We start from the raw sequence: 24,652 nt of genomic DNA on the forward strand, positions 1-24,652 counted from the left end.
GTAGCGAGGAGGGCATTACAGTAATGGATATTCGCGAAATTGAACTACCTGGCATCGGTCGAAAATTCGAAATGATTACAAGAAATAATGAAAAAGTGGTTATCGTTATCCACGATGACGGTCGAAGAGAGATTTATCAATTTGATGCAGATGATCACGATGAGAGCATTTCTAGTGTTATTTTTAACGATGCCGAAGCTAGAAAAGTGGCTGAGATTCTAGGGGGAGTCGTTTATAAACCAAAAGCGCTTGAGACAGTAGAAATGGCTTTTCACGATTTAATAATTGAATGGTTTAAGGTATCACCAAATGCTGTAGCGGTTAATCGGTCGATTCTGGAGGTGGATATTCGCAATAAGTACAGTGTGACTGTGATTGCGATTTTGAAAAAGAATTTGAAAAAAGTTCTGAATCCGGGACCTGAGGAGATTATAGAAGCTGGGGATACGTTAGTCCTAAGTGGGGAAAGAACTCATTTAAAGGCGGCGATTCGTGAATTATTATCGAGCGAGGGGGACTAAAATATAGATGGATCATTTGGTATTTGAGGTCGGAACTGCACTTTTGTTGGTAGCGATTGCAGCATTGCTGGCGGGAAGATTAAAATTCTCGATTATCCCATTTTTAATTGTTTTGGGAATGATCGTAGGTCCGCATGCTCCTACGATTGGGATTTTTGATTTTACCTTTATTGAATCCCAGGGAATCATTGATTTTATGGGTAGGATTGGCGTTTTGTTTTTACTGTTTTATCTTGGGCTGGAGTTCTCAGTCGGTAAGCTCATTAAATCAGGGAAATCTATAGCCGTTAGCGGAACCATATATGTAGCTCTTAACTTTGTATTGGGGCTTCTCTATGGTTTTATGACGGGCTTCCCAATGCTAGAAACATTAATTATTGCTGGTTTTGTGTCAGTGTCTTCCAGTGCGATTGTAGCCAAAATCTTAGTCGATTTGCGGCGAACGGGAAACTCAGAGACAGAACTTATCCTCGGAATAATTCTCTTTGACGATATTTTCCTCGCGGTATTCCTTTCTATTATGTCGGGATTGTTGCTAGGTGGGGCAACATCGATTGGAGGAAGCATTCTATCTGTCCTCATTTCAATCGGATATATGCTATTGTTTTTTGTCATTGCGCGTAAGGGAACCCCTATCTTAAATAAACTACTTAATATTGCTTCAGATGAAATTTTTATCATTGTGGTGTTTGCAGCTTTGTTCTTTGTTGCTGGTTTTTCTGAAACCATTCACGTAGCAGAAGCAATCGGTGCCTTATTATTCGGCTTAGCATTATCAGAGACAGAGCACAGTAAACGCATTGAAAAACTCGTTATTCCATTCCGTGATTTTTTTGGAGCCATATTTTTCTTTAGCTTTGGGCTCAGTATTGACCCGTTAACACTAGGCGGTGCCATTTGGCTTGCGGTAGGTGTTGTTATTTTAACCGTAGTGAGTAATTATGTTGCCGGTATGATCGCAGGCAGACGCTCTGGACTGTCTCATAAAGCATCTAGTAATATCGGACTTACGATAATGGCTCGCGGTGAGTTTACTATTATTGTAGCGAATCTTGGTATTGCAGGCGGGCTAATGCCTATTTTAAAACCGTTTTCTGCCTTATACGTGTTGATTCTTGCTATACTGGGACCTTTACTCACCAAAGAATCTAAGTATGTGTATCAGTTTATGAACAAGATTTTTGGTTGGAGTCAAAAAACAGCAAAAAAGGCAGAGAAGAAAATTGAAAACACATAACGAACAGAGAAGACAGGCTTCGGCTTAAAAATATATAGAAGGATAAATAATGGGGCTTAGTTCAGTACATATTGGACTAAGTTCTTTTTTTTATTGGTTTTCCACAGAAATTCCACGTTTATCTGATAAAATGACAATAACGAAGACAAAATCAAATACAAAACCAAAGACAAAAACAGAAATCGGAGACTAATATGTATATGGATTCGAGAATCGTAAAATCGTTGTTTATACTACAGTTGCTCTCATCATTTCTAGTATTTGCTGGGCATTATACCGCATTAGTGCTCAACTATACTGATCCATTCTGGGTTATCGCTTTAAATCAAATCAGCCGTTATGGAACTGTTTTTTTAGCAATTATTACTGGGTTTTTTACTGCAAGATCCCTGGAACGATTAAAGGGGAGTGGCTGGAGCTTTTTCTCGGGAAAGATTACTTATATCGTTATCCCGTTCCTATTATTTGGTGTATTGTATCACTATTTGTTAACGGAACAACTCCCTTCACAAGGAACTGATTTTCTAAACATCATACTTGGTAAAACAGGCGGGCAGCTTTATTTTATTTTCATGCTGTGCCAATATTATGTATTCGCTTACATTTTTAGGAATATTATTAACAAAAAGAATATTCTTGTGCTGATCTGGGTGTTTATGATACTTCAATATGTGTATATTAATTACTTACACCAGCCTTGGCTTGGACTGAGTACACGGCATGCTTTTCCGACCTGGATTTTCACATTCTATTTGGGGCATATCATATATTGGTACAGGGAAGAAATCATCCTCTTCATGAAGAATAATCAGCCTATTTTGGTAGGTTTTGCGGGAATCTCCTTATTTAGTGGTATATTGTTTGTACTATCTGAAACAACCTACGTGGCTGTTCATATGCGGTTTGTACTAGCGACTCTTGTTACGTTGCTTACTGGCTTACTTTTTCTGTTCGATTGGGCAGAGTATATTCCTTTGACCTTTCGCAAAGGCCTGACCTTCTTCATCTACCTGACACACTCGGCTGTTACAATTATAGTAAATAAGACGCTGATAGGTTATCTAGGTGATATTGCCTGGATTTTTGAAAGCACGTGGTATACGCTGGTTTATTTAGTCATTATTTATTGCATTACCTTTGGAATTTCCATGCTTTTGTCTAAAATGATGAACCTGATGGAGACACATAAACGGCGCAAGGTCAGGCAAATAGAAGGATCGATGTAAAAAAATGGTTGATGCATGTATTCAGATTGCATCAACCATTTTTTATTTGCTTGCGTATGGTTTTGATGTTCAACCCGAAACTCATAGTCTCTTTTTTGTTTCATTCGTAACGTTTATAATAGATAAGTGATTTTTGTTTCCCCTCTTAGTAGCAGATTTGTATCTACGTGCATTCTGCTTGTGACAGACGGGATATCATCTAAGACAAAAACATAGACAAATACATGGAGGTTTTCATGAATAAAAAAGAAGTGGCAGCTTGTCTGTCCGCGTTCTTGCTCCTATTATTGCTGGGCTGTCAGTCTGTTGAACAGCATGCCCAACAAGCCTACTCTGAACCCAAACAGCTAGAATCGATGAATAAAACAGACATACAAAACATTTGTACTGATGAGCAAGATTGTATAGAGCTAGGCAATAGACTGGTTCAGGAAATCAGTGTACATATACCTGAGCTTTTTTCGATGGAAGAGTATGTGAAGGATAAAAACGAGGAGTCGGAAGCAAACGAGAAAGGCTTATCCATCGGCGAAAAAAGACAATATGCTATTGAAACACACGTGCTGATCAATTACAAGATTAATGCACAGGATGAATTAGTAGAGCCGTATAAGCAAAAGCTCGATACCGAAAAATGGAGGAAAAACTCTTCTGCAACTGCACTAAAGCGAGAGGAGCTTGAAAAATGGCAAAAGGATACTCTGCTGCATCAAGAGATGTGGAACTTTTATAAGGCGTTAGTTCCTAAGGAGCAACGCAAACAGCTTGCAGAATTCACGGTCATGACAGATGGGAAACAGCATATCCTTGCGAATCTAATTCAATCAGAGGGTAGTTCTACTAAATGGAGGCTGGAGATGGATGCCCTAGATTTCCGTAAAGCCGATCCACAGCTAGTTAAAGAACTGATCCATGAGACTGCCCACCTGATCTCGCTAGGAGAGGATCAGATGCAAAGTTACATAGAACATGATAAACCAAAAGCGCAGTCGAGTCAGAGTCAGCCAAAAAATAACGTAAAGTGTGCCAGTCTACATGTGAACGAAGGCTGTACGAAAAAGGATTCCTATTTAAATACATTTTATCAGCAATTCTGGTCGATGTATGAAAAAGAATGGAAACAGACGAATGTAGAGAACGATGCATCAGCTAAACGGGTCTTCTATGATGCCTACCATCAGGAATTTGTATCCGAATATGCCATAACCAATGTGGCAGAGGACTGGGCAGAGACCTTTACCATGTTTACATTACATGATTTTAGCCAAAATGAAACAACATCAGAAAGCCAGCAGAAGTTCGCGAAAATGAAATCATTGTATGCATATTCTGAACTAGTTAAGGTGAGAACAGAAATTTTATATCATGTCTATAAGCTGCTACCAGAGCTAAAGCAGTAGCAGAATAAAGGATTCTTATACCAAATGAACCGAAAGCCAGAGGTCCCGAATATGGAATATCTGGCTTTTGGTTTGTCGTTTTTGTCACTACTGGATGATTGGAATAGAGCCGTTATATTTATGTTCCTCTTCAAAGCGGCGAAATACATTCATCTGATAGGAGGCTTTTTTCGGAACAGGGAAGGAACGTATGAAGGTATGATCTTTATAGGTTTCACTATCAGATTCTATACCGTCGATGGAAAACAAGGTTGATTCTTCCGTTCCCGCGATAGCTACATAGAGCTTATTATTTTCGTAATACACACGGTTAATATGCATCTCTGTATCCGAGTAGGTTTTCACGGCGGGGTATTTGTCTGTTAAGGAAAGAGTGCTACTTCCTTCTTTCTTGTGTAACACCGTAATCCCATCAAATAGCAGAGTTAATTTAGCCGGCAGCTCTTCAAAATAGAGGGAAGGGATAAAATTTATAAACGACATGTCTCCATTGTGATTAGGTTTGGATAAATTATCAATATCTCCTTGGATGTAAGCATGGAGGAAATGGAGAGCTTTGGAAATACCAATCTCATCAATATTCCTATCAGACCAGATGGACGTACTTTTACGTATGTTGGTGCGCTGACAGGTTTTTATTTTCAAGCCTATGGAGCTGATTGCTTGTATCTGTTTTATGATCGGGATTTGAAAAAAGCGGTGGTTTGTTTTGAGTATACGTAGAACATATCTTTTTAGCAGTCAAAGTAGAGTGAATGTACCCTACGTAATATGTACTAGCTTGTGCTATGAAATGAAAGGCTGTCGGGGGGATTATCGGCAGCCTTTTCGTGCTTCAGGACATTTTGTTAGCGCATGTATTATCCCAAAAATCCTCCTGAATAATAACTAGTGAATCGAAATCAATTCTATACTTCTTTCATAGGAATGGAATCTATCAGGTATAATCCTTCGAGCACAATAAAATACCATTAATCAATCCATTATTTTTTATTGTTATTTACAGAAATATACAGAAGGGTTAAAATTAATAAAAAATGCTACGTTCTATTAATATAGGAAGGGGATTCATATGGTCGACAGTAAAACTACCCAAACAATCGGGGAGCTGATAAAAGCAAAAAGAACAGAGTTAGGCATCAGTTTATCAGAGGTATCCAGAGTGACTGGGGTTAGTAAGGGGGTTATTTCCAAAATAGAAAGTGGTGAGACGAAGCGTCCAGAGTTACGAACCTTAAAGCCGATCGCAGATGTTTTAGAAATACCTTGCGAGGAGATCATTGAATGTTGTATTGAAATGGAACAACGAGTGAGTATGCTGGATTTATTTTTATCAGAATCCATTGAAATTTCCAACCTTTCCTTAATCACTAAAGTGGCAAATAAACTTCTTGAGTCTCCTCAGGAGGATACATATACATTATTGGAACATTTGTACCGGCTTGCGAACAAGAACATGAATACAGACATTCGGTTAACCCTCTATAATATCATTATTACCTACGCTAGAGGCCATGGAGTACCCATGTATATTGCCAAAGGATTATATCAAAAATACTTAATTGAAAGAGAAGATTTGAAACGTCTGGAAGAATCGTTTAAAGTAGGAGAAGAATCATTATATTATGTTGATTTTTTATCTGATGAAGAGAAAATAACTTTTTATTTCAGAATGACATTGCATGCTCATAACACCAAGAAATTTGCAGAATGCATCGAGTTATGTAAGTTGGGTCTGAAAGAAGAAACCCCGGGAACAGAGTTAAAGGCGAGAGCACACCTAGCTATGATTAACTCTCTCTTATTTTTAGAAAATTATGATGAAGTAGAACATCATTTGGATATTTTCGAGCAATACCAGTATCATTTTGTCCCGGATGCTACGAAAATTACTCGTGCTATTGTGAAAGCAAAAACGAAGCAGTTTGATGCAGCGATTCCCATGTTAAAGGATTGTCTGGCTGAGGTTAGTAAGGATCTTAAAATACATGTGGCGAATGAACTGTTTGATGTCTATTTTCAAATGAGAGACATGGAATCTATTGCAGAATTGCTGACCCAAGAAGAGGAATGTATGCTTCATCATCCTCAAACACCCTATCAGCATATTTCAATCGGAACGTTCTACCAATTTAAAGGGAACTATATGATGGAAAGCGGATTCCTTGAGCAAGGAAAAGAAAGCTATCTGTTAAGTTTAGGTACATTTAAAAAAGTGAATGCCTATCAGGAATTAACAGAGTGTATGAAACATATTTTTGAATATTTTGCAAAAAATTTAATGTCAGTCGATATTGAATATGTAAAAAGATTAAATGAAGTGTATAATGGGGCTGTGAGAAAAAAATGTAACTAGAGGAGGAAAATGGAGTGAAAAAGACGGTTATTGCAACGGTATTATCCTTAACTTTATTAGTAGCGATGAATGTGGTTCCTTTACACAAAACAACGGGCTCAAACATAACTGCTTTAAAAGTTATTCCAACTGTAGTTGATCCTGGCCATTAATATGATGAATTTTCGATAAGAGCGCTATCGTCATGATGCGCTCTTTTTTATTGGCTGAAAAATCATGTCACCACGAAGTATCTCTCGTCCTCTCGAAAGTAAAGTCTTTGTCAGCAGAGATGGTATAATGCGAAGAAGAGATAAGAAGCGGGTGAAAATATGGAAGAGATTCGGGTACTTATTGTTGATGATGAAAAAGAAATTAGAGATTTACTGCGCAAATATCTGGAAAGAGAGTTGTATCAGGTTGATGTGGCAGTAAATGGAGAAGAAGCTCTTCAGATGTTTGAAAAAAAGAAATACAACCTTATGATTTTAGATGTAATGATGCCCAAGATTGATGGTATTGAGGTATGCAGAAGGCTTCGAAATAAAACGAACATTCCTATTCTAATGCTCACTGCTAAGGATGATGAGATTGATAAAATTTTGGGTCTGAGTATGGGAGCAGATGATTATATTACCAAGCCCTTTAGTATAAATGAAGTGGTGGCTAGAGTTAAAGCTATTATGAGAAGATTTCTAATACTAGGGAGCGATGATCGTTCTCATGAAAACACATTGATAACGTTTAAAGGCATAACAATTGATCTTAAAAAATATACCGTACATCTAGCTGGAGAAAAGATAAGCTTAACAGCCAAGGAATTTGAACTGCTGAAGTTTTTTGCTTCCCATCCTGAACAGGTTTTTACGAAGACACAGCTCTTTCGGCAGGTTTGGAATAGTGAATACGTAGAGGATGACAATACGGTTATGGTACATATTCGAAAGCTTAGAATGAAAATAGAGGCTAATCCATCCGAACCAAAGTATATACAGACAGTTTGGGGAATTGGATATAAGTTTGTAGGTGAAAAAAATGAGATATGACAAAATAACCTTTCTTCTTCTCCTTCAGCTCATCATCATGACATGCTTCCTATTTATAGATGTAAAGGGACTGTCTGAAGGCTTCCTGAGAGGTGGGTTATTTACTGTTTTATTTGTGATTACAGGATTTCTTATTGTCATTAGGCTTGAATTTCTGACGAAAGTAAAGAGGATGATTGCGGAGCTAAGACGTGCGACTCATGGAAATTTCCGGACAAGATTATTGGCTAATGAGGATTACTTATTTAATGAATTGATTTTTTGTATGAATGAATTAATTGACCAGCTCGAAAAAGTTCAAGTTCAGGCGATAAAATCAAAAGCAGCCAGAAAAAGTCTTTTATCAAGTATTTCGCATGATATTCGTACTCCTCTTACTTCTATGATTGGATATGTTGATGCTCTAAAGGATAATGTGGCTACTTCAGACAAGGAGAGACGAGAATATCTGGAGATCATTTCAAAAAAATCGAGCGGTTTGAAACATGTAATTGATGAAATGTTCCATATGGCAAAATTAGATGCGGATGAAATCCCTTTACAGCTAGAATTGCTCGACTTTGCTGAAATGGTTAGGGAATCATTAATTGAATTTTTGCCTGAGCTAAAAAAGTATCAGATGGAGCTGAAGGTCTGCATTCCTGAAGAGAAATGCCTGATCGTGGCTGATCGTCTGAGTCTGTTGCGAATTATGAATAATATGATCAAAAATGCTGTGCAGTATGGGAAAAAGGGGAAAGTGCTGGGCGTTGAATTGACTGAGACCGACAAAGAGTACCAATTGTCTATATGGGACAAGGGTGCAGGGATTTCTGGGGAAGACATACCTCATGTATTTAACAGGATGTATCGTACAGATCGTGCGAGAAACTCGTTACATGGAGGCAGTGGATTAGGTCTGGCTATAGCTAAGAGCCTTGTAGAAAAGCATTCAGGAAAGATATGGGTCGAGAGCGAGCCGGAAATAAAAACGACCTTTGGCTTTTCTATTCCTAAGCAAAAGCATGGAACGGAATTTAAGAATTAATTAAGAACTAGTTAAGAGGCAATTAAATTCGTCTGCTTATCATGAAACTATGAACAGCTAGTGATAATCGTTTAATAGGCAGGGGGACAACATGAGTGTAATCATTAAAACTACGGATTTAACAAAGGCATATGGTACGCAAATCGTTGTAAATAACCTTCAGATGAATGTAGGGCAGGGGCAGATTTATGGTTTTCTCGGTCAGAATGGTGCAGGAAAGACGACTACCATTCGCATGCTGTTAGGATTAATAGAACCCACCCGGGGGACGATTGAAATATTCGGGGAGAATTTACTGAAAAAAAAGAAAGAGATTTTAAGAAGAGTAGGTTCTATTGTGGAGTCCTCTGGATTCTATGAAAACTTAACAGCTAGAGAAAATCTGTTCATTAATGCAAAGCTCATGGGTGTTCATAAGAGAAATGCAATGGAGGAAGCCTTGGAGATCGTTGGACTTCAACATGAAACGAAAAAGCTGGTCGGAAAATATTCATTGGGAATGAAGCAGCGTTTAGGGATTGCCAGAGCCATTCTGCATCATCCTGAGCTGTTGCTATTAGACGAACCAACCAATGGTTTAGACCCGATTGGCATTAAAGAGATACGCAGACTGATTAAATCTCTAGCCCAAGAAAGAAATATAACGATTTTGATTTCTAGTCATATTTTATCAGAAGTAGAACAACTGGCAGATCAGATAGGAATTATTCATGAGGGAAGGCTGCTTGAGGAAATCTCCTTTGAGGAGCTTAGAGCTCGAAACCGGAAATACCTTGAGTTTCAGGTATCTAATGATACCAAAGCAGCGATGCTGATGGAGGATCAGCTTCAAATATCTGATTACCGGGTGCATGAGCACGGAATTATCCGGGTTTATTCTCACTTTGGCCAACAGGGAAAGATTAACAGGCTGTTTGTAGAGAACGGTATTGAAGTAAGTAAGATTACGATAAGCGAAGATAAGCTGGAGGATTACTTCACGAAGTTAATTGGAGGTGGGACTATTGGGTAATTTGCTTTATGTTGAGCTTTTAAAGCTTAAGAGAGCAAAAATGTTTTTTGTCAGCATGATAGGAGCTGCTTCAGCCCCGATTATGGTATTTATCGGATTTTTGAATATGAAGATGAAAAATCCGAATGCCTCTGTTGAATTTCAAGAAGCCTTTTACAATACGAATTTGTATACACTTCTGCTCATAGGAACACTTCTGTATGGAGTGATTACTGCTTATCTTGTTAATCGGGAGTATGTGGAAGATACATTAAAGAACCTGCTAACCATACCCGTATCGAGAACTAGCTTTATTCTAAGCAAATTAGTTTTACTGTTGATTTGGATTTTGCTATTAACAATAATGACTTGGGGACTGACCTTGATTTTGGGATTTATTGGACAATTTGAAGGTTTAAGTACCGCTTTATTGATACAATCCTTTTCACAATATATCATGGGCGGATTTCTACTGTTTCTTTTGTCAACCCCGACTATGCTTGTAACCTTTCTGTTTAAAAATTATGTTCCTACGATTATATTTACTGCCATTATCACGATGGCAAACGTAGCACTCGCAAATTCAGAATATCGGGTATTGTTTCCTTATTCAGCGGTACATGCAGTGGCTATCAATCGGTTTGTTGCTGAATATGCTCCCGTATACTCCTATTTATCTATTTTGCTTACATCGATCCTTGGATTCATTATAACCATGATGTATTTTAACAAGGTGGATGTTCATTGATTGTAGTCTCTCTTGCCGTGCTAACCAATTTAAATAGGAGGAATGCCAAAAATGAATGTTTCTGAGTTAAACATTGATGTTTTTCGAGCCATTAATGATTTAGGGAAACAGTATGCTGTTTTAAATCCAGGTGTGGTTTTTATTGCAGAGTATATGGTGTATTTTTTAGGATTGGGTCTACTCGTTTATTGGTTTACTCGCAGCCGCAGAAATCGAATGATGGTCATTCAAGCGGCGATTACCTTCATCCTTGCTGAAATTCTTGGAAAAGTAGCGGGACTTTTCTATTCGCATTATCAGCCATTTGCGGTACTGCAGGATGTCAATCAGCTTGTTGAACATGCGATTGATAATTCGTTTCCAAGTGATCATTCAATCTTGTTCTTTTCCATTTGTGCTTCTTTTTGGTTTATGCGTAAAAAAGAAGGCTGGCTATGGCTTGTCCTCGCTGTATTTGTGGGACTCTCTCGCGTTTGGGTAGGTGTTCATTATCCAGTTGATGTCATAACAGGGGCATTATTAGGCATTGTCTCGGCTATGTTTGTGTATTGGGCTGTGCCAAGGCTTGCTTTTATACAACGGCTACTTGCTTTGTATGAAAAGATAGAACAACAATTCTTGCCGGCCAAAAACAAATCCAAGAATTTTTAAGCAAAAAACCGCGGAGCTAATCCCGCGGTTTTTTTATGGAAATGGAGGCGGTTTACTAAGAATATGGCTTATTGTCGAATAATGACACAATTTGTCATACGTTTCAACATTTTCAATTGATATATTCTTAGCGGAACATTCTTTAGAATAAAAAGATAAAACAGAAAATATCTTATTTATCAGAGGAAGTATTGTCCAGCATGTATGTAAAAATTAACGGAATGCGAAACTCACAAGACAGAATGGAGGATTTCAAGATGGCACTCGTATGGGCAGATGAACCTACAGATGGGAAAAAAACTTCCCAGAAATCAAAAGAGCATGAAAAAAGAGAGGTCCCTTCCGCCGACCAAAGCCAGGGAACATCTCTTCGTTTTAAGCAAAAAACGCTCTCTTATCTTAGTGTAAGGGACAGACAAGCTCTAAGGCAACAGGGTAGCACGAGATTTCCTAAAAAAGGTAAAAATGTTGTGGGGAGTATGTGGTCATATTTTTAAACCGAAATAAAGAGCATGAGGTAAGTTTAAATATTAAATGATGGTTCCAGTTGCTACAAGGCAAGACAAGCCGGAAAAGATAAATTACGAAATTGCATACAGGGTAAAATTGAAATGAATGTATGTGATAAAACCCGTACAAGTCAGGTTGTCCAAAAGCATCAGTAACAAGTTAATAGAGAGTGGCGGCCGCCTCGCAGCGGCCTTTTTTGATGCCGATAAATGAAACGAAAATGAGAGTGGGGTAATTAGGCATAAAACGAATGATTTATGATTTTAGGTTTGTACTTCTCAAATAAGAATAGGCTTCAGGTCATTACGGACATTAGATTGTCTGCATAGATTATAGAAAAATGCCAACAGGCGGAAAGGAAAAAAAACATGGCTGAGCCATTTTTGGGTGAAATCCGTTTATTCGGATTTGCATTTGCTCCTGTAGGATGGGCATTTTGTGACGGACAATTACTTGCAATTAACCAGAATCAAGCATTGTTTTCCTTGCTAGGGACAACATACGGCGGTAATGGCATTACAACCTTTGCATTGCCTGATTTAAGAGGAAGGGTAGCAATCCATCGGTCAGACAGCTTTCCGATGGGGCTGACTGGGGGAGAAGTAACTCATACATTAACTGTTGCTGAAATGCCTAGCCATACACATCAGGCCTTGGGCAGTATATCTGCCGCTAATACAGTTTTGCCGGCTAATAGTGTTTGGGCAGCGACAGACAATCTAGCCTACAATCAATCTGCCAATACTTCAATGAGTCCTGCAGCAATTAGCTCTACTGGAGACAGTCAGCCCCACAATAATATGCAACCATTTCTTGTGCTTAATTATTGTATAGCGTTACAGGGAATTTTTCCGTCGAGGCCGTAGCGCGTTACTATTTTTAAGATGCGTATTGTAAGTCTTCTTTAGAGGAATTTCCTCCAACTAGTATCGACCGCAGGAAAGGAGGGACGTACAACGTGTCCAAATATATGCGAAAATACTATATTCGTAAAAAAAGATACGGGCTTATATGCTTAGTTTGCAGATTAAAGAGAAAAATTGATAGATTAGAAAAGGAAATAATGAGGAGAGGAAAACAAGGGGCCACTGGAGCGACGGGAGCCACCGGGGCGACCGGAGCAACAGGACCGATCGGACCAACAGGAGCCACGGGACCGACCGGAGTCACGGGACCGACCGGAGCCACCGGGGTGACAGGAGCCACGGGAGCGACAGGAGTCACGGGACCGACCGGAGCCACGGGGCCGACCGGAACCACCGGGGTGACAGGAGCCACGGGGCCGACCGGAGCCACGGGGCCGACCGGAGCCACCGGGGCGACCGGAGCCACCGGGGTGACCGGAATACCAGGCTCGACAGGAGTCACGGGCTCGACAGGAGCACCAGGGGCGACAGGAGTCACCGGAGCGACAGGAGTCACCGGAGGGACAGGAGTCACCGGAGCGACAGGAGTTACCGGAGTGACAGGAGCCACCGGAGCGACAGGAGTTACCGGAGTGACCGGAGCCACCGGGGTGACCGGAATACCAGGCTCGACAGGAGTCACGGGCTCGACCGGAGCCACCGGGGCGACCGGAGCCACGGGGCCGACAGGAGTCACGGGACCGACCGGAGCTACAGGCTCGACAGGAGTCACGGGATCAACAGGAGCCACGGGGGCAACAGGAGCAACAGGAACCATCGGTGTCTTTGGAGATGGTTCAGCGGGCCCGCTTATTGTACCTTTGGGGCAAATATTAGATATAAGTACCCCAGCAGGAGTGGCGTTGCTCCCAGCAGGCTTAAATTTACAGTTTTCTAGCATTATCATTGACGGTACGTTAATTGTTCCAAGCGGTGTCGTATTACAATCAACTTCAAATATCGTAGTAACAGGAGCTATTTTGGTATTGCCTGGGGCCATGGATTCAGGCAATGGTGCTCCAAATGCAGGCGTATCGCTAGCGGAAGCTGGGCCGTTTAATGGAGGAATTGGACTTGGTATTTTGCAAGCTGCTCAGATCAAGCTACCGCAACCGGATGCTGGAGGAGCAGGAAACAGAGTATTGCAAGGAACTGGGGGCGAGGGAGGAGGCTCGTTAGTCTTACTCGCTCAAGGAAACATCCAGATCTCAAGCGGAGCTTTTATTATCGCTAATGGTAGCAACGGCACAAATCCACAAACAGTCGGCCAAGGAATTCCAGGTACGGGTGGAGGTGCGGGTGGAATTATTGTTTCAGCAGCACAAGGCGCAATTAATGTAGCGGGTACGATTAGTGCGAGCGGAGGCAATGGAGCCAATGGCTGGAATAACAATGGCGGAGATGGTGAAGGAGGCGGAGGAGGCGGAGGTGGTGGTATTATTCACCTAATTTCCCCGAGCTTGCCTACTATTACCGGAAGCCTGTTGGTCAATGGAGGGCTAGGAGGAAGTAATGCTGCTGGCATGACCGGTCATATCCTTGTAGGTGGCGGAGGTGGAGCCTGCGGTGGCAGTGGGGGCAATGGTGGCGGTGTACCCATTCTTGGTCAGCCTCCCGTTGTAGCATTACCTGGACAAAGCGGACATCTACTGCAAACCATTGTGCCAGTTCCCGCAAATTTATTCATTGTCTCCTAATCAATTCTTTATTTACAAAACCCATCACGACGATCCCATCTCCATTGGGATCATTTTTTATGGAAGGATGATTTAATTGTCTTCTAATCATCCTGTTGCCTGTCACTAGAAATAGGCATTTTTCTGATTCAAAGGTTTTTTTTGTGGTAAATCAAATAAACGGAATCAACAAGCCAAAAAACTAGAAAAAATTTATTACATAATCCGGAAGGCAGTTTTTGGATGGTTACACATTACAGGCTAATAATGTTAAAATAGAAGTCATGTTTCATTCAGCAGCTTTCTTTCAAAAGTTGCAGTCCAAAGAAAGGTGATGAGGAAGATGAAAAAAATGAAGGGGACTCTGCTTGTCCTACTAGCATGTGCTATGCTTACCGCTTGCTCCAATAACTCAGGAGAAAAAGCTGAACCTACTAAAGTAAACCCAGAAGGGGCACCAGCACCGGCACCAGTGGATACAAAAACTAATAATGATTTTAAAGGGGAACCAATCAAGGACAGTAAAGGCTTACCGGAACCTAGTCAGATTAACGTATATAAATACGGTAACAAAAAGACTTTAAAATCAACAGATGCGGATTTCAAAAAAATTGTTGAATTGACAAACAAACGTGTAGGTATCGTGGGAGAAATCGTTCCGACCCAGGAAACAGAGCTAAGCATTGAGAAAGCAACCAAATTAGGTTTAGCGATTGAATATGTATATGATCAGCCAGTAGAGTATGAAATTGTGGCCAAAGAAAAACAAGGCGACAAGAAAGTAAATACTACGGTTAAGGTTACTTCTAAGAGCGATATCTTTATCTTCTCTGGAAACGATAGTGACAGAATGTATTATAGCGAAGATGGTAAAACCTATACCGACAAACCTATTCGTTTAACTGAGACAACAGAATTAACCAAACTAATTTCTAAATAATAGTTACGTTTTGACGAATAAAACAACTTGCAAGAACCCGTTTACATGATAGATGGGTTCTTTTTTTTGGGGCTATGGAATTAGGAGAAACATGTTGCACTGTATCAAAATATAGAAGGTAACACACACAATAGGTGATAAACAGATTCTTTACATGCTACAATGAAACTGTTGCTGTTACATACAGCACTTTTAAAAAAGCTGAGGAGGGGAACAGCAGTGATTAAACATCTCGCAGATTGTACAGTACTCCAAAATGGAGTGAAAATGCCTTGGATTGGTCTTGGTGTATGGAGAGTAGATGATGGAGCTCAGGTTGTTCACGCAGTGAAAACAGCAATTCAGCACGGATATAGAAGTATTGATACTGCTATGATCTACAAGAATGAAGAAGGGGTTGGCCAAGCAATTGCCGAAGCTGGGGTTCCCCGTGAAGAATTATTTATAACGACTAAGGTATGGAATAGCGATCAGGGCTACGATACGACGCTAGCTGCTTTTGATGAAAGCTTGAAAAAGCTTGGTCTGGACTATCTTGACTTGTATTTAATCCATTGGCCGGGTACAGACAAATATGTAGATACGTGGAAGGCATTAGAGAAGCTATACAAGGATGGAAAGGTGCGTGCAATAGGTGTCTGCAATTTCCACAAGCATCATTTGGAAGAATTGCTGAAGTCAGCACAAGTGAAGCCGATGGTGAATCAGATCGAATTGCATCCGCTTTTGACCCAGAAGGAATTGCTTACATATTGTAAACAGAACAATATCCAGGTCGAAGCTTGGAGCCCATTGATGCAAGGAAATTTAGATCATCCTGTTTTGGCTAAATTGGCACAAAAATACGAAAAAACACCAGCTCAGATCGTGCTTCGTTGGCATTTGCAAAATGGTGTTGTTATTATTCCAAAGTCGGTTAAAGAGCATCGTATTAAGGAGAATGCAGCTTTGTTTGACTTTGAATTGTCAGATGAAGATATGGGCCGAATCAATGATCTGAATCAAAATCAACGTTTTGGTCCCAACCCAGACGAATTCTTTTAAGCCTGATGTAATTAATATCAGGTAAGCAAAAAACGCCTCTTCTGATGAGCAGGTTTCATCAAAAAGAGGCGTTTTTAGTATGCGCCTGATGAAAGGAGATTGTCAAAATGCGGCGCTTATTATTGTAAGTTCAAGACCGTAACTTTATCACGTGTCATGGATTGCAGGCTTTTTGGTACACCCTGTACGCCTACACCAGAACCTTTTACTCCAATGAATGGGAAGTGGTCTGGACCGCGTTCTGTACGTCCATTAATTTGCACGGAGCCTGTTTCTAGCTTTTTGGCCACATGGAATGCTTTGTTAATATCATTCGTAAAGACGCTTGCTTGAAGTCCAAACTCGGACTTGTTTGCAATCTCAATCGCTTCTTCTGCGTCTTTAATTCGGATGATTGGCAGAACAGGACCGAATGGCTCCTCCCATGCCACACGCATATCAAGCGTTACGTCTGCCAACAGGGTTGGATGAATCAAATTGCCCTCACGCTTGTTGCCAGTCAAAACTTTAGCACCTTTTTCGATCGCATCATCAATGAGACCTTGAATGTAATCAGCAGATTTCGTGTCGATTACAGGCACGACAGTTGCTTTGTCTTCAGGAGAGCCGATCGATAGCTTAGCTACTTCTGCTGCTAGCATATCCGTTAGCTGATCAGCTACTTCGTCCTGAACTAGCACCCGTTTGATGGCGGTGCAGCGTTGACCGGAATAGGAGAAGGCGCCTGAGATAATTTGACCCGTTGCTAATTTTAAATCAGCGTCTGGAAGCACGATAGCAGGATCTTTACCGCCAAGCTCCATCACAAGCGGTACCATTTTTGCTTTGCTTGCGATGTGATAACCAGTCGCTGTTCCGCCTGTAAAGGTAATCATATTGATTCCTTTATGCTCAACCAAATAATCACCAATCACAGAGCCACGTCCGGTTACTACATTTACAATGTTTTTCGGAATTCCTGCTTTGTGTAGGGCTTCAATCATTTTGATGCCACTCAAGGCTCCTTGTGTTGCAGGCTTGAAGATTACGGCATTACCCATCATCAATGCTGGTGCAATTTTAGCTGAAGACAGATTAACCGGGTAGTTGAATGGCGAAATAGCCAAAACGACACCAAGTGGAACACGTTCAACAATAGCGATTTTTTGTTTTGAACCACCAGGAAAGTTTTCACCGCTCATGCTTTCGTTGTACATATGAATAGCTTCTTCAATGTTGTAGCGAATGAGATCCGCAGAGCGTTCCACTTCCTTTTGGGCATCAGCAAAAGTTTTACCCACCTCTTGCATCATGATATCGGCAATTTCGTCCTTCATAGCCAAAAGCTCATCAATCCATCTATACAGATAGGAAGCACGTTCACGAATGCTTAATTCAGCCCAAGCTTTTTGTGCCTCAGCCGCTAATTTGATGGCTTCGTCTACTTCTTCGCGAGTGATGGCTTGTACCTCGCCAACGACTCCGTCTTTATACGGGGAATATATTTTAACGGTTTCGTTAGAGGAGCTTTTTCTCCACTCACCATTGATATAGTAAGGTAATTGCATATGTGCAGGTGCTGCTGTTGTAGTCATAGTCTGTACCCTCCATGATGTATTGAATATTTTGGTACATTGATACCAAAAATGTGTTAATGTACAAATTGAACCACTTTATTAACAAGGTCAATTGTCTGTTAATCAATTGACACGTCCATTATATTTGACATAAGATTAATTTGTCAAAAACTAAATTGTATACAATTGAATTGGAAGTGTAAAAAGAGGGGAGACAAATCATGAATAACAAGAAAATGCTAGCGCTAGATCAACAGCTATGTTTTTCGATTTATGCCTGTTCTCGTGAGATTTGTCGGTTGTATCGCCCGCATTTAGAAGAAATGGGACTCACCTATCCACAATATTTAGTGCTTTTAATTTTATGGGACGAGCACTCCTGTACGGTAAAGCAGCTAGGGCAGCTCCTTTATTTGGATTCAGGTACGTTGACACCGATGCTAAAAAGACTGGAAGCCATGGAGCTAGTCAAAAGGGAGCGCTCTACCACTGATGAGCGAACCGTCAATATTACAATTACGGAGAAGGGGAAACAGCTTCAAAGCAGAGCGGATGGGATTAAAAATGCCTTAGTGGAAAGTACGGCGATCTCTATGGAGGAATTTGGACCGTTACTAGAACAGATGCAAGCGATGCTAGAACGCATCCATGAATTAAATAAAAACAAAACGTACTGCTGCATTGATGCTGACAAAGAGTAAGTGGCAGGAAAACAAGCTTACCAAAAAAGCTATATGAACTTTAACAAGATGTAAGCGGTCTAAAAGCAACCCGTGAATAATAAAGAACCCTCATCTACATGTACATTTGTTTTTTGTTACCTATGGACCTACACAAAAACCGCCCAAGCAACTGCTGAGCGGTTTTTCTTTATAGCGTTTCCTAGATATTCCATTGATGCAATTCCAGACGGCGTACACCTTCTACTACATAAGGATCAGATTCAGCTATCTGTGCAGCCTCCTCTAATGAATCAGCAATATAGATTACCATCCCGCCTGAACCATCGGCAAAAGGCCCTTTCGCAAAGATTTTGCCTTCTGCTTTTAGCTTTTCGAGATATTCAAGATGATGAGGGCGAAATTCCTGATTTTTCTCTGGGTTTTTCATATGTAAAATTGCAGCGAAGTGAGCCATTTTGAAATCTCCTTTAGCTAACAGGTTTTCTTTTTATTGTATCAAAATTCAACAGAGTTTGCGATGTTAACGGCTTCATTTTTTATAGATACAAAGAAACCTTGGATGCAGGTTTGATGTATCAAAAAGGTAGCGAAATCATGTAAAATACTGTAAAATTAAGGCTAAGTTAGTAGATTTATGTTGGAGGAAAAGAGAGCTGGGGGGGATGAACAGTGTTTCGTTCCGAACTGGAATGGACGCGTGAGGAATTACGCGATACGATCCGCAAGCATATGAAACAAAAAAGATTGACGCAAGCGGAAACAGCCCAGCTGATTTCCATTGAAAGAAGCGGATTTACCAAGGCCATTAATGGTAATCATTCGTTTACGCTGGAGAGCTTAGACAAATTGACCGTAGTATTTGAATTGGAAGAAGGGGCTTTTTATCATCTGTTTTTTGGAGAATGCATTGAACAGCGGCACAAAAGTGTCCATTTGGTATTTATTAAGGACAAATATGAAAAATTTCTAAGGCGTTGCCTAGAGGTTGGGAAGTACGATATAGCGTTTCAGCTGTTAGAAATGCTGTTGGAGCAGGATAATAAAAAGCTCGATGTTATTTATACGATTGCGGAATCTATTTTTGAACAAGCCGAGCTAAAATATCCCGGAGTTCCCACTTATAAGGAATCAGAGTATCAGCAAGCTCTTTTTCTCTATAATTATTATGTAAACAATGAAGCTGACTATCATTCGGAGCAATTAGCCATTTGCTATTTTCGAATTTTTTATATTATGCGTTTTGATGTAAAAGAATCTTATGAAAAATTAGTAATGCTGCTATCTGTCATTAATCGATTGCCCCTACAGGAAAAAATCAAAGCCTATGATCGAGTAATGATGTATTTTTATATTGCAAGCGATTGGGAAAAGGTACTGCATTATGCCGATATCTTAGAGAAGCTGGCAAAGGATCAGAATATTGACATTTATAATCACTGTCTGATGATTAAAAGCTTTGCCCTAAAGGAAACAGAGGACTATCAGGAGGCTATGCGTCTAACCGATCTGTATTCCAAGTATAAACCGTTTCAGAATGTCGGATACGGAAACCGGATGATGATCGAAATTACCTCGGGTGACTTGGACAACCTCCTGACCTATGTAAGCTGGCTATCTCAGCAGGATCAGCGAGAATCAGGTCTGTCGATTGTAATAAGGAAGCTATTAGATGCGAATAGAGCACTGTTAGCACGTTATATTTTTGAGATGTTTGCCAAGCGTTTAGCCCCTGAGGAAAATATATTAATTAACAAATATCGGTTTAATCTTTTTCAGGTTGCCTCTCAAATGTATTTCGAGCTAGCTTTGTATAAAGAGGGAATCGATCAATTGTTAAAAGCAATAAATAAAGCACTCTCTCTTCATAAGCAACAAGAACTAGGAGAGTTGCTTTACATGTTTGAAACACATAGAATTCATGCAACTCAAGAACAACAGCGTCTCTATTGGAATCTGTTAAAAGAATGGAAGGAGGGTCAATTCGCATGAAAAAAGTGTTGATCGTTATTGGACTAGTAATGGCGCTTACAATCCCAACAGCGGCACTAGCTGACAATGGTGCTAAGCCGATTGATTACAGCAGCGGTACAGAGCTTGAAAACAATGATAAAGAGAGAGATAACAACTGTACTGAGAATAGCACTGAAAAACACAATCATGACACAGAGCAGGGAAGAATTTGTGATAACGGAGCTAGACCAAAATAGAAAAATGGAAATTAGTTGTTGCTGTCGCTCATGACATTGGGTGGCAGCTCTTTTTCTTCTATTTTAAGAAAAAGTGATAAAAAAATGGAAAACACCTGTAACTTATCACGTTACTTTATCATTATATAAAATTTTAATTTGCTGGAGAAAGGTTTGTGAGATAAGGTGAGCGGAATATTGAAGCATGCCCCTCCCATCAAAGACATGGTCATCACATTGCAACAACAACTGGTTGTTCTAGTTCAAGAGAAAGGTAGTTTTTCTCATCCAACGGTTGTGGCTTTAAGCAAGGAACTGGATGAATACGTGCTCCAACTGCAAAGTCAACGCTTTCAGCAGTATAAGAAGAGTAGACAAATGGAAGAGAGAGAGCACTGTTGATCCCTTTCATGAAAAATCAAAGCTGAAATATCGTATATTTTTGCTGATAATTCCACATTCCTAACTAAGAACCCAGATGATGGGATTGTTTCAATGACCATTACTGATTCTTAGAGAGGATGTTTTTGTTTATGCTATATAAAGCTTCCTGGGGTTTGATACTTACTGCTACTGCGTTCCTTTTTAGCGCAAGCTCTGCCGATGCAACGCACGAAATGCTACCAACTAGTGCGATTTATTTTGTGGCTGCCCCTGTCCCCCTTCCTGCTGAGATTATGCATCGAAACCACTTCATAGATAACTCTGCACTGCAATCCCTATTACATCTATCTAGAGAGCAATTGCTTACTGAATTAAACAAAGGAAAAAGTTTGGCAGACATAGCTAATAGTCGCGGTGTCGATAAAGCAAAAGTGATCGAACTGCTTAAAATGCAACACATTGCCAAGCTCGATGAAGCAGTAAAGAATGGCAGCATGACGAAGGAACGTGCTGAGAAAGTAAAGGAGCATGCTACGAAAAAAGCAACTCGCCTTGTAGAAGGTACCTTTCGTGATGAGAAGAGAAAGCATATCAGGAGAGGAAAGCTAGCACCGTGGGAGAATCAGGAGCTTCTTACGTTGTTAAAAATGGACAGGGAGCAATTGAAAATGACTTGGATAAGTGGAAAATCTCTAAATGAGATTGCCCAAAGCCAAGGAGTTTCTAAGCAGGCAGTGGCAGCTCTTTTACAAAAAGCATATATGGAGCGTATTGAGAAAGCTGTAGAGGATGGCCATCTTTCTAAGGAAAAGGCAGATGAAATTAAGCTCAAGGTTAACGGCAAGATCGAAAAGATATTGAATAAAAAATGGGAAAATAAGAATGGACTTCAGCATAAGGGATCAAAGTAACACCAAAAAGAGAGGACGTTGTCTCCTCTCTTTTTCTGCTTTATTGATAAAGCTAATGAAAAGTAGAGTAGGATTTGGTTATAAGAGATGCACTGCGACAGTTGCGACATAGTGGAGGATAAGGATGCATTTTTCTTGCTGCAAGGGAATCTAATAAGTGGTATCTCCGACAATGAAGGCAGGGCTTTACACCTTTGGTAACCGTTTGTTCCCCCCAGGCTAACACTTGTGATGAAAAAGGTAGAAAATGTAATGATTGATAATGAAAAGCAGGGCCTGACGGATCGATCCAACGAACGATTTGTCCGTTTTCCCACAATGATAAATAGGAGTGGTCCTCGTAAGGCTCGATAGTAATTTGGTAGCGATTTCCCTGCCAGATTTGTGGATGGGTCTTCACAAGAGGATCATCCCAGACAAATTGAAAATGTGCCATGGCGGAGTGCTCCTTTTCATCGTTTTGCTTTTCAGTATGGTCAAAATATTAACCGATCATAACAGCTTATTGGCTTCACCGTATTCAATTTCGCCTACCCTAAAAACCTGATACACTAGTTGTAGTGAGAAAGATATAGGAAGGAGGATCAGTTATGAGATCAAGGACCTTTACCTTTACGGATAAACAGGGCTTTACCCTCTTTGTTTATCATTGGTCTCCTGACAATCAGGAAGAAGTAAAGGGAGTTGTGCAAATTGCTCATGGCATGACTGAAACAGCCAAACGATATGAACGATTTGCTAGATTTTTAACAGATGCAGGCTATGTGGTGTATGCAAATGATCATCGCGGACATGGTAAAACAGCAGGCAGTATCGAGAAATTGGGGTATGTGGGACGCGATGGATTTGTATGGATGGTCAATAATATGGCTCAGCTTAGTCAGATCATTCATGATGAACAGCCGAATCAGCCGTTGTTTTTGTTTGCGCACAGTATGGGTTCATTTTTGGGCCAAAAATATATGTATGAATTTTCACAGTTGATAGACGGAATTATTTTATCAGGCAGTAATGGCAGTCGGGGAGTAGAATTACTTGCGGGATTAGGGATCACCAAGTTAATTACAGCTATTCGTGGGGATCAATACCGCAGTAGATGGATCGATTCCGTAGCTTTTGGTAGCTTTAATCGTCATATTCAGTCACCGCGTACGCAGTTTGATTGGCTGAGCAGAGACCCGGATGAAGTGAATAAATTTATTGACGATCCTTACTGTGGCGGGGTATCGACTGCCAGCTTTTATCGCGACTTTTTTAAAATGCTGCGCGAGATTCACCAGGAGCCATATCTGCAACGAATACCGAAAGACCTGCCTGTCTTCATTATTGCGGGTGATCAGGATCCTGTAGGAATGCGAGGCAAAGGAGTTCGCAAGCTTATAGAAAGGTATGAGGAGCTACAATTGCAGCAAATGTCTTATAAATTATACCCAGAAGGTAGACATGAGCTGTTAAATGACATAAATCGCGAGGAAGTGATGCAGGATTGCTTAGAATGGCTCAATAAACAGGTGGAGCGTATTCGTGGTTAAACAGTTACTAGGTTATTGCTTTTTGGTTATGCACAAATCCCCTCGATTGTCTTTTGCTGTCTTAGCAAAGCATTCGAGGGGAATTTTTTTAGATATAGAAGATGTAAAAGAGTATAGCGGAGCAAAACAGGTTTATTTTACTGCAGATGCCCGTGCAGGCACTAGCTCTTTTGCTTGCTTGCGTTGATACATGTTGTTGCATACTAAGGCTGTGATGATGAGCATTGTGCCGCCTACATCATAAATAGTCATGTTATAGCCTTGCATAACCGAAATGATAAATGTTGTAACAGGTACAAAGTTGATAAATAAGGTTCCGTTAATTGGTGATAACAGCTTTATTCCAGCGTTCCAACTAATCAAAGCAACCACGCCAGCAAAAATAATCATAAAAGCAAGTTCATTGCTAGCAGCTAGGATTGAGGTCGTGGTAGGCACATGTAAAATATGTAATCCAGTTAGAGATAGAACCACTAATCCCGAAGTGAAGGTGCCCAGAACGCAGCTTAATGTGGAGTAGCGTAAAACGGACCATGCAGTAAAGTGATTGCCTCCAATTGTGTAGATTACCCATCCTAGCACACCGATGAAGATAAGTAGAACAGCGAAAATACTGCTTCCACCAATTAAAAAGGCTTTTACATCTCCTTTTGTAATTACCATAAATACCCCTACTAAAGCTACTGCGATGCAACCAATCGTAAACGGTTTTGGTTTATTTGATTTATAAATCCATAGAACCAGCACAGACAGCATTGGCATCAATGCTTCCATGACGGAGGCCAAAATGACCCCTGAGGTCCCTAATTGATTTTGTCCCCAAAATACTAATAAATTATAGCAGGTGAAAGCCATTGTCCCAAAAAACCACAAGGACCATCCACGGCCTTCCAGACGTAAGGCTTTTAAACCCTCTTTCCAGACTAATAAACCAAGTAAAATGAGGGAAACAACAGAATAGCGAATAACAGAGAAATAAAATGGATCAATAAATTCAAATGCACTTTCTGCAACCGGAAACATAGCTCCCCAAGCTACACTGGCTACCAAGCAGAGGAAGGCTCCCCTCATGATGTTGTCTGTCTTCATTTTCTCTCTACCTTTCTCTCTCTAAAAAATCTTACGTTGAACATCATATGTCGA

General features: G+C 40.4%; 27 protein-coding genes. 22 read left to right on the top strand and 5 right to left on the bottom strand.

Annotated elements, in window-relative coordinates; all coding sequences use genetic code 11:
• Window positions 1-23: 23 nt before the first annotated feature.
• The 4 genes from QZ995_RS00665 (at window position 24) to QZ995_RS23940 (ending at window position 4,384) form a co-directional block, all read left to right on the top strand.
• Entirely contained in the window at window positions 24-521 is a 498-nt protein-coding gene (locus QZ995_RS00665) for a cation:proton antiporter regulatory subunit (protein WP_301801783.1), read from the top strand.
• A gap of 7 nt (window positions 522-528) precedes the next feature.
• Complete coding sequence (locus QZ995_RS00670; RefSeq protein WP_301801785.1) at window positions 529-1,758, top strand: cation:proton antiporter; 1,230 nt, start codon at window positions 529-531, stop codon at window positions 1,756-1,758.
• A 200-nt stretch (window positions 1,759-1,958) separates the two neighbouring features.
• Window positions 1,959-2,984: an acyltransferase family protein gene (locus QZ995_RS00675; protein WP_437124701.1), complete on the top strand. Its 1,026-nt coding sequence runs from the start codon at window positions 1,959-1,961 to the stop codon at window positions 2,982-2,984.
• Between the two features lie 236 nt (window positions 2,985-3,220).
• Window positions 3,221-4,384: a hypothetical protein gene (locus QZ995_RS23940; RefSeq protein WP_301801789.1), complete on the top strand. Its 1,164-nt coding sequence runs from the start codon at window positions 3,221-3,223 to the stop codon at window positions 4,382-4,384.
• An 87-nt stretch (window positions 4,385-4,471) separates the two neighbouring features.
• Here the strand turns inward: QZ995_RS23940 and QZ995_RS00685 are convergent, their stop codons facing one another.
• Window positions 4,472-4,867, bottom strand: coding sequence for a hypothetical protein (locus QZ995_RS00685; RefSeq protein ID WP_301801790.1), 396 nt, complete (start codon window positions 4,865-4,867; stop codon window positions 4,472-4,474).
• A 54-nt stretch (window positions 4,868-4,921) separates the two neighbouring features.
• Here QZ995_RS00685 and QZ995_RS00690 point away from each other — a divergent pair, with 54 nt between their 5' ends.
• The 12 genes from QZ995_RS00690 (at window position 4,922) to QZ995_RS00745 (ending at window position 16,257) form a co-directional block, all read left to right on the top strand.
• Entirely contained in the window at window positions 4,922-5,107 is a 186-nt protein-coding gene (locus tag QZ995_RS00690) for a hypothetical protein (RefSeq protein WP_437124702.1), read from the top strand.
• Between the two features lie 349 nt (window positions 5,108-5,456).
• Window positions 5,457-6,740 carry a helix-turn-helix domain-containing protein gene (locus QZ995_RS00695; RefSeq protein ID WP_301801792.1) on the top strand — a complete coding sequence of 428 codons (1,284 nt, stop codon included), beginning with the start codon at window positions 5,457-5,459 and terminating at the stop codon, window positions 6,738-6,740.
• A 14-nt stretch (window positions 6,741-6,754) separates the two neighbouring features.
• Window positions 6,755-6,892, top strand: a complete 138-nt coding sequence (locus QZ995_RS00700) for a hypothetical protein (RefSeq protein ID WP_301801794.1) — start codon at window positions 6,755-6,757, stop codon at window positions 6,890-6,892.
• Between the two features lie 159 nt (window positions 6,893-7,051).
• Complete coding sequence (locus QZ995_RS00705; protein WP_301801796.1) at window positions 7,052-7,765, top strand: response regulator transcription factor; 714 nt, start codon at window positions 7,052-7,054, stop codon at window positions 7,763-7,765.
• Window positions 7,755-8,792, top strand: a complete 1,038-nt coding sequence (locus QZ995_RS00710) for a sensor histidine kinase (RefSeq protein WP_301801798.1) — start codon at window positions 7,755-7,757, stop codon at window positions 8,790-8,792. Before QZ995_RS00705 ends, QZ995_RS00710 begins: the two co-directional genes overlap by 11 nt.
• A gap of 91 nt (window positions 8,793-8,883) precedes the next feature.
• A complete protein-coding gene (locus tag QZ995_RS00715) occupies window positions 8,884-9,804 on the top strand; it encodes an ABC transporter ATP-binding protein (protein ID WP_301801801.1) in 921 nt (306 codons plus the stop codon).
• Complete coding sequence (locus tag QZ995_RS00720; protein ID WP_301801803.1) at window positions 9,797-10,531, top strand: ABC transporter permease; 735 nt, start codon at window positions 9,797-9,799, stop codon at window positions 10,529-10,531. The genes QZ995_RS00715 and QZ995_RS00720 overlap by 8 nt, the downstream gene beginning before the upstream one ends.
• Before the next feature lie 51 nt (window positions 10,532-10,582).
• Window positions 10,583-11,182, top strand: a complete 600-nt coding sequence (locus QZ995_RS00725) for an undecaprenyl-diphosphatase (protein ID WP_301801804.1) — start codon at window positions 10,583-10,585, stop codon at window positions 11,180-11,182.
• 878 nt (window positions 11,183-12,060) lie between these two features.
• Window positions 12,061-12,558: a phage tail protein gene (locus QZ995_RS00730; protein ID WP_301801805.1), complete on the top strand. Its 498-nt coding sequence runs from the start codon at window positions 12,061-12,063 to the stop codon at window positions 12,556-12,558.
• A 92-nt stretch (window positions 12,559-12,650) separates the two neighbouring features.
• Window positions 12,651-14,294 (top strand): hypothetical protein, encoded by a 1,644-nt coding sequence (locus QZ995_RS00735; protein ID WP_301801807.1) that lies wholly within the window; start codon window positions 12,651-12,653, stop codon window positions 14,292-14,294.
• 322 nt (window positions 14,295-14,616) lie between these two features.
• Complete coding sequence (locus QZ995_RS00740; protein ID WP_301801809.1) at window positions 14,617-15,213, top strand: hypothetical protein; 597 nt, start codon at window positions 14,617-14,619, stop codon at window positions 15,211-15,213.
• A 219-nt stretch (window positions 15,214-15,432) separates the two neighbouring features.
• On the top strand, window positions 15,433-16,257 hold the full coding sequence (locus QZ995_RS00745; RefSeq protein ID WP_301801811.1) for an aldo/keto reductase: 825 nt from the start codon (window positions 15,433-15,435) through the stop codon (window positions 16,255-16,257).
• A gap of 119 nt (window positions 16,258-16,376) precedes the next feature.
• Here QZ995_RS00745 and QZ995_RS00750 read toward each other — a convergent pair whose 3' ends face one another.
• The gene (locus tag QZ995_RS00750; protein ID WP_301801813.1) at window positions 16,377-17,831 is read right to left on the bottom strand and encodes an NADP-dependent glyceraldehyde-3-phosphate dehydrogenase; all 1,455 of its coding nucleotides are present in this window, start codon (window positions 17,829-17,831) and stop codon (window positions 16,377-16,379) included.
• 203 nt (window positions 17,832-18,034) lie between these two features.
• Between QZ995_RS00750 and QZ995_RS00755 the strand changes: the two genes are divergently transcribed.
• Window positions 18,035-18,514, top strand: a complete 480-nt coding sequence (locus QZ995_RS00755) for a MarR family winged helix-turn-helix transcriptional regulator (protein ID WP_301801814.1) — start codon at window positions 18,035-18,037, stop codon at window positions 18,512-18,514.
• Window positions 18,515-18,695: 181 nt separating this feature from the next.
• Here the strand turns inward: QZ995_RS00755 and QZ995_RS00760 are convergent, their stop codons facing one another.
• Window positions 18,696-18,950, bottom strand: coding sequence for a YciI family protein (locus QZ995_RS00760; RefSeq protein ID WP_301801816.1), 255 nt, complete (start codon window positions 18,948-18,950; stop codon window positions 18,696-18,698).
• Between the two features lie 215 nt (window positions 18,951-19,165).
• Between QZ995_RS00760 and QZ995_RS00765 the strand changes: the two genes are divergently transcribed.
• The 4 genes from QZ995_RS00765 (at window position 19,166) to QZ995_RS00780 (ending at window position 21,977) form a co-directional block, all read left to right on the top strand.
• Window positions 19,166-20,485 (top strand): helix-turn-helix domain-containing protein, encoded by a 1,320-nt coding sequence (locus QZ995_RS00765; protein ID WP_301801818.1) that lies wholly within the window; start codon window positions 19,166-19,168, stop codon window positions 20,483-20,485.
• On the top strand, window positions 20,482-20,703 hold the full coding sequence (locus QZ995_RS00770; protein WP_301801820.1) for a hypothetical protein: 222 nt from the start codon (window positions 20,482-20,484) through the stop codon (window positions 20,701-20,703). Before QZ995_RS00765 ends, QZ995_RS00770 begins: the two co-directional genes overlap by 4 nt.
• A 177-nt stretch (window positions 20,704-20,880) precedes the next feature.
• Window positions 20,881-21,084, top strand: coding sequence for an aspartyl-phosphate phosphatase Spo0E family protein (locus QZ995_RS00775; protein WP_003339057.1), 204 nt, complete (start codon window positions 20,881-20,883; stop codon window positions 21,082-21,084).
• Between the two features lie 131 nt (window positions 21,085-21,215).
• Window positions 21,216-21,977, top strand: a complete 762-nt coding sequence (locus QZ995_RS00780) for a hypothetical protein (RefSeq protein WP_301801826.1) — start codon at window positions 21,216-21,218, stop codon at window positions 21,975-21,977.
• 52 nt (window positions 21,978-22,029) lie between these two features.
• On the opposite strand, the gene QZ995_RS00785 is transcribed toward QZ995_RS00780, so the two are convergent.
• Window positions 22,030-22,413, bottom strand: a complete 384-nt coding sequence (locus QZ995_RS00785) for a hypothetical protein (RefSeq protein WP_301801827.1) — start codon at window positions 22,411-22,413, stop codon at window positions 22,030-22,032.
• A gap of 154 nt (window positions 22,414-22,567) precedes the next feature.
• On the opposite strand from QZ995_RS00785, the gene QZ995_RS00790 reads away from it, so the two are divergent.
• Complete coding sequence (locus tag QZ995_RS00790) at window positions 22,568-23,509, top strand: alpha/beta hydrolase (RefSeq protein WP_301801829.1); 942 nt, start codon at window positions 22,568-22,570, stop codon at window positions 23,507-23,509.
• Between the two features lie 132 nt (window positions 23,510-23,641).
• Here QZ995_RS00790 and QZ995_RS00795 read toward each other — a convergent pair whose 3' ends face one another.
• Entirely contained in the window at window positions 23,642-24,598 is a 957-nt protein-coding gene (locus QZ995_RS00795; RefSeq protein WP_301801831.1) for a DMT family transporter, read from the bottom strand.
• Window positions 24,599-24,652: the final 54 nt, after the last annotated feature.

It is taken from the genome of Brevibacillus laterosporus (assembly GCF_030489605.1).
GTDB lineage: Bacteria > Bacillota > Bacilli > Brevibacillales > Brevibacillaceae > Brevibacillus_B > Brevibacillus_B laterosporus_E.